Annotated in this window: 6 protein-coding genes and 1 pseudogene; 6 read left to right on the plus strand and 1 reads right to left on the minus strand. The window is 38.2% G+C overall.

Features of this window, described 5'->3' with window-relative positions:
- Positions 1 to 5 precede the first annotated feature (5 nt).
- The 6 genes from EJF25_RS12765 to EJF25_RS25700 all read left to right on the plus strand — a co-directional run bounded on the left by EJF25_RS12765 (position 6) and on the right by EJF25_RS25700 (position 6,422).
- A complete protein-coding gene (locus EJF25_RS12765) occupies positions 6 to 1,190 on the plus strand; it encodes a FecR family protein (RefSeq protein ID WP_125041460.1) in 1,185 nt (394 codons plus the stop codon).
- A 156-nt stretch (positions 1,191 to 1,346) separates the two neighbouring features.
- Positions 1,347 to 4,721 (plus strand): TonB-dependent receptor, encoded by a 3,375-nt coding sequence (locus EJF25_RS12770; protein WP_125041461.1) that lies wholly within the window; start codon positions 1,347 to 1,349, stop codon positions 4,719 to 4,721.
- Between the two features lie 23 nt (positions 4,722 to 4,744).
- Positions 4,745 to 5,620, plus strand: a complete 876-nt coding sequence (locus EJF25_RS25685; protein WP_235016802.1) for a RagB/SusD family nutrient uptake outer membrane protein — start codon at positions 4,745 to 4,747, stop codon at positions 5,618 to 5,620.
- Between the two features lie 95 nt (positions 5,621 to 5,715).
- Complete coding sequence (locus EJF25_RS25690; protein ID WP_235016803.1) at positions 5,716 to 5,913, plus strand: hypothetical protein; 198 nt, start codon at positions 5,716 to 5,718, stop codon at positions 5,911 to 5,913.
- A gap of 228 nt (positions 5,914 to 6,141) precedes the next feature.
- Complete coding sequence (locus EJF25_RS25695; RefSeq protein ID WP_235016804.1) at positions 6,142 to 6,264, plus strand: RagB/SusD family nutrient uptake outer membrane protein; 123 nt, start codon at positions 6,142 to 6,144, stop codon at positions 6,262 to 6,264.
- The gene (locus tag EJF25_RS25700; protein WP_235016805.1) at positions 6,264 to 6,422 is read left to right on the plus strand and encodes a hypothetical protein; all 159 of its coding nucleotides are present in this window, start codon (positions 6,264 to 6,266) and stop codon (positions 6,420 to 6,422) included. Before EJF25_RS25695 ends, EJF25_RS25700 begins: the two co-directional genes overlap by 1 nt.
- Before the next feature lie 285 nt (positions 6,423 to 6,707).
- Here the strand turns inward: EJF25_RS25700 and EJF25_RS12780 are convergent.
- A pseudogene (locus EJF25_RS12780) lies at positions 6,708 to 7,468 on the minus strand (IS1380-like element ISBf12 family transposase); the annotation flags it as partial.

Consider the following 7,468-nt stretch of genomic DNA (forward strand, 5'->3'; position numbering starts at 1 on the left):
TATATATGAAAGCAGAAATAGAACCTATTATTGTCAGCTTTTTGGAGGGAAATATCACCCCTGCCGAGAAAGAAGAATTATCTCTCTGGTTGAAAGAATCGGAAGAGAATCAAAAATTGTTTCTATCTTTTTATGATTCGTGGAGTTTATCACAGCAAACAGAATTCAATCCGGAGGAAGCATTGAAGAAAACTAAAATACTTCTTAAACAACGTAATTTAGAGATCAAGTATCATCCGATTATTCGGTCATACAGGCGTATGTTTCTATACGCCGGAGGATTTGTAGCTTCACTGATTATCGTTATAGGGATATGGTATATCACTAATTCCTATAATTCTTCTTTAACAAATATCCGGCAATTTGCATCTAATTCTCCGGAAAATATCAAAGACTTATCGGACATACAACTAATTCTTTCTGAAAAGCAAAAAATTGAGTTGAATAATAAAAAACCTACCATCTCATATTCAAATAAGAAGAATATCCGAATAAATGAAGATAAAATAATTGATAAAAAGAATGTTGCTTCCTACAATCAGCTAGTCGTACCCTATGGAAAAAAGAGCATATTAGCCTTGGAGGATGGAACTAAAATATGGATAAATGCAGGTTCACGCCTAGTATATCCTGTACGCTTTGACGATAAACAAAGAGAAATATTCATCGATGGAGAAATCTACCTTGAAGTAGCATATGATAAAGATAAGCCTTTTATAGTAAAAACAAAAAATATAAATGTAAGAGTGTTGGGAACAAAATTTAATGTTTCAGCTTATGAAGTGGAAAATCAAACGACAGTTGTCCTTGCTTCCGGCTCTGTCAGAGTGACACCGGAAAACAAAAGTGAGATCTTCTCCGGAAAGGAACTGGTTCCAAATGAGATGTATCTTTTATCAGCCAATCACTCCGAATCTGTAAAAGTCATAGATACTTCCAAATATATATCATGGATCTATGGCATATATGTCTGCGAAAACGAAACAATTGCTCAACTGATACTTCAGTTAGAAAAATTCTACGGAAAGAAGATTACTTGTCAGCCGGAAATCAGTTCGCTCCGTTGCTCAGGAAAATTAGATCTGGAAAAAGATTTAGATTCGTTACTGAATGGATTGGCTGAAACTTTGCCAATTCAATACCGGTTTCAGGAGGACGGAACATATTATCTGACAAAAGCAGAAAATTAAACCTTTGTAAAACCAATAAACAGAATGCCTATGAAAACATAAAAATCAAACACTATTGAAAAAAGAAACCGGACAATATTCCTAGTATCATCCGGTAAATTCTAAAATCAAAAACAAATTACCTTTAGTTTAAAACCTTAGAATTATTACAAATGTATGACAAAATCAGAAAATAACACAAGAGAAGTCATTAATAATCAAAGTTTTTTTCAAATTATTAAATATACAGTCCTATTTTTAATTTTAGGATGGAATAGTAATGGCTTTGCCGAAAATGCGAAAGAAGAGTATTCTCAAAGTAAACTGTTATCCTTAAAAATAGAGAACAAGTCTATCCGAGAAGTCTTTTCTGAAATTGAAAGTAAAAGTGAATTTATATTTTTTTACTATGATAACATATTGGACATAAATAAAAATGTGTCGATAGATGTACAAAACCAAACCATTAATGCTATACTTGATCAGCTTTTCAAAAACTCAAACAATACTTATACCATTACTGACAGACAAATATACATCAAACAAAAAAGCACTCCAGGAACTGCCCCACAACAGGATAAGAAAACTTACCGTATCACAGGTATAGTAAAAGACGGTGCGAACGGAGAAGCATTGGTAGGTGTAAATATTCGCATTAAAAGTCGCCCACAGACTGGAACCGCAACAGATATTAATGGTAAATACCTGATTGATGTGCTATCAAGTGATGTGCTAGAGTTTGCTTATATTGGCTATATCACACAAGACATTCCGGTGAAAGGAAAAACAACCATTGACGTAACCATGAACGAAAATGATCAGGTATTGGATGAGGTTACCGTAGTAGGATATGGTACACAAAAAAAGATTAGTATTATCGGCTCGCAACAAAGTATTTCTGCTGCTGATATGAAAGTACCCGTTGCCAACCTTACTAATTCATTAGGAGGTAGAATCGCAGGTCTGGTTTCCGTCCAAAGAAAAGGTGAACCAGGATTCGATGATTCCAATATTTATATCCGTGGTATCTCTACATTGACTGCCAGTATGAGTGCACCTTTGACACTGGTAGATGGAGTCCCCCGTTCATTTTCAAATGTCGATCCGGAAGACATCGAAAGTTTCAGCATCCTAAAAGATGCATCGGCAACAGCTATCTACGGTGTGCGTGGAGCGAATGGTGTTATCATCATCAACACGAAATCGGGACGTGCTGGGAAACCTCAATTTAATATCCGGTATACCGAAGGATTCACTCATTTCACAGCTCATCCGGAGTTCGTAGATGCACCGACCTATATGGATTTATCAAACGAGGCATTGGTCACTCGCGGAAATCCACGACAATACAGCGATGATGAAATCAGGATGACACGCAATGGAGAAGACCCTTATCTGTATCCAAATGTGGATTGGTTCTCTACTTTATTCAATAATTTCGGTCACAATCGTACTGCCAATGCCAACATACACGGCGGTTCGGATAAAGCAACTTACTACATCGGATTGGGATATTACGACGAAACAGGATTGTATAAAATGAGTAAAACACATGATTATAATGCAAATACTTATTATACAAGATACAATGTCACTTCGAATGTAACTTTACTTCCAACGCGTACCACAGAGATCAAATTGGGCATTCAGGGTTACATGGCACATGCTAATTATCCGGCAACCGGTAGTGAAACAATTTTTGGCAAAGCATTCTACATGACTCCTAATTATGTCGCGCCAGTCTATCCGGATGGGAAAATAGGCGATCGCCCCAGTAGTGGTGTTGATAATCCATATGCACTGTTAAACGAAACGGGATATGCTAATCAATGGAGAAGCCAGATTTTCTCAAATCTACGTCTGACACAGGATTTACCCTTCATTATCAAGGGACTGTCAGTAACCGGTATGTTTTCTTTTGATGCATACAGCTATACCAGCAATCGATTCACCCGTACTCCCGACACATATATAGCAACCGGCAGAGATAAGAATGGCAACCTAATATATACACAAACTTATACAGGAACTCAGACGCTCTCTTATTCCAACAACTCCGAAGGTAACCGCAGCATTTATCTGGAAGCAGCCCTTAACTATAAACGTCAATTCGGACTGCATGACGTGACAGGTATGTTACTATTCAATCAAAGTGACGAGTTGAACACCAAAGCATCCTCTGTAGAAGAAGCTCTTCCATACCGTTTCAGAGGATTGGCCGGACGTTTTACATATTCATATGGTGGACGTTATTTTGGCGAGTTTAACTTTGGCTACAATGGTTCCGAAAACTTTGCACCGGACAAACGTTTTGGATTTTTCCCGTCGTTTGGCGCCGGATGGGTTATTTCCAACGAAAAATTCTTCAAGCCACTGAGCTCTGTCATTCAATATCTGAAGTTAAGAGGAACCTGGGGCAAAGTTGGTAATGCAAAAATAACGGGACGCCGATTTGCATACCTCGCAACCGTGGATGCTTCTACAACTACTTCTTATATTTTTGGTAAAGACATGAATCAAAAATATGCTACCAAAGCTATTGGCGATTATAATGTGGATGTGACGTGGGAAACGGCCAATAAAACAAACATTGGTCTTGACATCATGACTTTGAATAATAAGCTGAATGTTCAAATAGATATATTCAAAGAACAGCGGGAAGGAATTTTTCTGTCACGTGGAAGCATTCCTGCGTACGTCGGTATGATCAAAACTCCATTAGGAAATATTGGAAAAGTAGATAATAAAGGTATTGAAACTTCATTTACTTATAATAACACCTGGAAAAACTGGTCGCTTAGTGCCATGGGTAATTTTTCTTTTAACAGGAATAAGGTAATAGAGAATGATATGGTTTATCCTTATCCGTGGCTAGATAGAAGAGGACAAAAAGTTGGCCAAAGATATGGATATATTGCTCTCGGATTATTCGAAAGTGACGAAGATGTTATCGCTTCCCCTATACAGTCCGGAGATACCCGCGCAGGAGATATTAAGTATAAAGACCTGAACGGAGACGGTAAAATAAATGAAAATGATAAAGCCCCTATCGGCTGGGGAGCCGTACCTGAAATTATTTACGGATTCGGATTTACATTAGCTTATAAAAATATGTCTTTATCTACTATGTTTCAAGGAGCAACTCACGTAGATGTTCAATTATCCGGAGAGGGAGTGATGCCTTTCTCACAAGGGCTTAGCCGGGGAAACTTGTTAAGCAATATCACCAACAGATGGACAGAAAGTAATCCAAGCCAAGATGTTTTTTATCCTCGCCTTATGCCTGGTAATTTAAATATGAATTTCGAGTCAAGCACTTGGTGGCTGAAAAGCGCAAATTACCTGCGTCTCAAAAACATACAGTTAACTTATGGATTACCCAAAAACTTTCTAAAGAAGATTAATCTGAACGGAGCTAATATATTCCTGCAGGGTGTAAATGTATTCACTATTACCCCATTCAAATTATGGGATGTGGAGAAAGGAGACGGGCGTGGAGATAACTATCCTAATATCGCTTCTTATAATATAGGTATTAACTTTAACTTTTAATTCTTATGGTAAACATAGATAACATGAAAAATATTGTATTAGGATTACTCATTATCCTTTGCACCGGTTGCAATGACGACTTCTTTAATCAAGTGCCGAATGACCGCCTGACGATTGAGGAAGTTTTTCAGAGACGTAAATATTCCGAAGAATATCTGGCAACTGTGTACAGTTATATTAAAGATGAGTCACACCGAACCAACACAGTCCCTTGGGATCCTTGTTCGGACGATCTGGATGTTACTTACGACCGTGCAGATTATAATAGTTATAAAATGAATTTAGGTAATTGGAGTGCATCTTCCAATTACTATGAATTCTGGAGTCATTTCTATAGAGGAATACGTTCTGCAACTTATTTTATGAATCATATCGAAAATAATACGGAAATGATTGCAAATGGTGAGCAGGACAGAATTATCCAATATAAAGCAGAAGCACGATTCCTAAGAGCCTGGTTTTACTATAACCTGCTAAGACAATACGGACCTTTTGTTATTATTGGTGATGAAGTGATTGCAGGCGACCTGGAAAACGACGATGTACAAATGACGTTGTCTAGAAGTCCTTATGACAAATGTGTTGAGTATATACTCAATGAATTGGAGATTGCATCTCATGATCTTCCTTTGCACTTTACAGAACAGCCTGAAATTGACTACGGACGTGCTACAAAAGCGATGTGTATGGCTACTAAAAATAGAGTTTTGCTATTAGCTGCAAGTCCACAATTCAATGGTAACCAAGCATACAAAGATGTTATAAACAAAGACGGCACTCACCTGTTCAGTCAGGCATACAATGAACAGAAATGGAAAGATGCCGCTAAAGCAGCGAAAGACATTATTGATCTCGGCATCTTTGATTTGTATAAAGTTAAAAACAAAATGGAGATTTAGATCCTTACCTTTCTTGCCGGAATGTTCTTAGACACGTGGAACGATGAACTCATCATGGTCCGCACCAGCAATTCACTTTCTGCCTATGAACGTTCATGCACTCCACGTTTACCAATGGATATGAAAGTATGGGAGCTACCCAACAATTAGTAGACGAATTCGAGATGAAAGACGGTAAAGGTATTAAAGATGCAGGAACAAGCTATGTAGAAAAAGGATTTAGTACTGCTGATTATAAAGATCCTGTAACCGGTTGGGTATTTGCTCCTAAAGGTACTTATAAATGTATGTAAAACAGAGAACCCCGGTTTTATGCAGCTATTGGTTTCAGTGGAGCTTACTGGATTGGGACCAAAAAATAGAATACAATTATATTTCACGGACAAAACCATGGCAAGAAAGGCTCTTGGGATTTCCCGCGCACAGGCTACATTTCTATCAGAAGTATCTCCTGATTCAAATCCTAAGACCAGTAAATATGTCACGCGTCCCTATGTGATGATTCGTTATGCTGAAATTCTTTGAATTATGTTGAAGCACTGAATGAATATGATCCTCAAAACACGGATATTCGTAAATATCTGAATCTGATTCGTGAGAGAGCGGGATTCCCGAAGTACCCAAAGGTCTGTCTCAAGATGTGATGAGAAAGAAAATACGGCATGAAAGAGAGTGGAGCTATGTTTTGAAAGTTACGCTATTTGATACACGACGTTGGTTGATTGCCGAAGATACAGATGGTGGACCTTTCTATGGCATGAATTGGATGCGGTATCAATTTACAGATGAAGGGTTTTTATGAACGTACTGTTTTCGAAAAAAGAATTTCAGAAAGAGTTATTATCTCTTCCAATCCCCCAATCGGAAATAGACAAAGACGAATACATTGTACAAAATCCCAATGGTAATACTATTAACTCAAATCCGCAACTAAGCCCTTGAACGTCCTTATTGCGTTTACACGTCCTCTCATTACTGAATTTGCAGATAATTTGAACTTGAAGCACCCACTTCTGCCTACAATATCCCCTTACCCCACAATGTGACTTGAGGCAATACACAATATCATTCCCATAAGTTGTAGGCATTATCCAAAATCAGTCTGGAAAACATCTGCGTAAGCATTATTACAGGTATAGATGTTCAGCACATACCGCCTTGATGTCCTGATCCACTTGGCTGGTACAGAGATAAACCTGAAGACAAACGCTTTTATGCGACTTGTTGCATTGAGCCCGAACTTCTTTACGTCAAGTCTTTGAATAATGGCCTTGTAAAAGTTACGGATAAGTGCTGTAAGAAGAAGGAACACTGTGTTCTCTGCCATGAAGGATTTGGGCAATCTGTCCCACCCGAAACCATTGTTCATATCATCGAAGATACGTTCCTTTCCTCCACGAAGGTTATAGAACTCGACAATTTCTCTTACGGAAGAATCATAGTCGTTAGTCAGGATACAACGGTATGTGTATTCTCCTTCCCAAAAATCCTGCACACCATCCATCCGTTTCTGTCTTTGAATCACAAGTCGATATGCCTTACCTTTCCACTTCTCAACAAGGATAGAGTTCAATTCAAACTCAATGCCATTGATTTCCTCAGTTTTCCAGCCTTTGAGAGCAAAGGTGTCATTGTAGATCGAACTGCAGCGGTTAGCACGGATATAGAAGGACTTGCAGTGTTTTTCTATTTCCTCCACGATTTCCTCGGAACATGATCCACAATCAGCTCTGAAGCGATTGATAGTGAGCCATTCTGTTCAAATCTCGCAAAGAACCTCTTCAGCGTGTCCTTCTGATGGAAACGAACATTTGTGTTACCATCGTATTCTCTATACCGACTATCAAA

The organism is Bacteroides faecalis (assembly GCF_003865075.1).
Taxonomy (GTDB): domain Bacteria; phylum Bacteroidota; class Bacteroidia; order Bacteroidales; family Bacteroidaceae; genus Bacteroides; species Bacteroides faecalis.

Coding starts and splice junctions, on each gene's coding strand:
- EJF25_RS12765 (WP_125041460.1), top strand. CDS start 6: ATGAAAGCAGAAATAGAACCTATTATTGTCAGCTTTTTGGAGGGAAAT.
- EJF25_RS12770 (WP_125041461.1), top strand. CDS start 1,347: ATGACAAAATCAGAAAATAACACAAGAGAAGTCATTAATAATCAAAGT.
- EJF25_RS25685 (WP_235016802.1), top strand. CDS start 4,745: ATGAAAAATATTGTATTAGGATTACTCATTATCCTTTGCACCGGTTGC.
- EJF25_RS25690 (WP_235016803.1), top strand. CDS start 5,716: ATGCACTCCACGTTTACCAATGGATATGAAAGTATGGGAGCTACCCAA.
- EJF25_RS25700 (WP_235016805.1), top strand. CDS start 6,264: ATGAGAAAGAAAATACGGCATGAAAGAGAGTGGAGCTATGTTTTGAAA.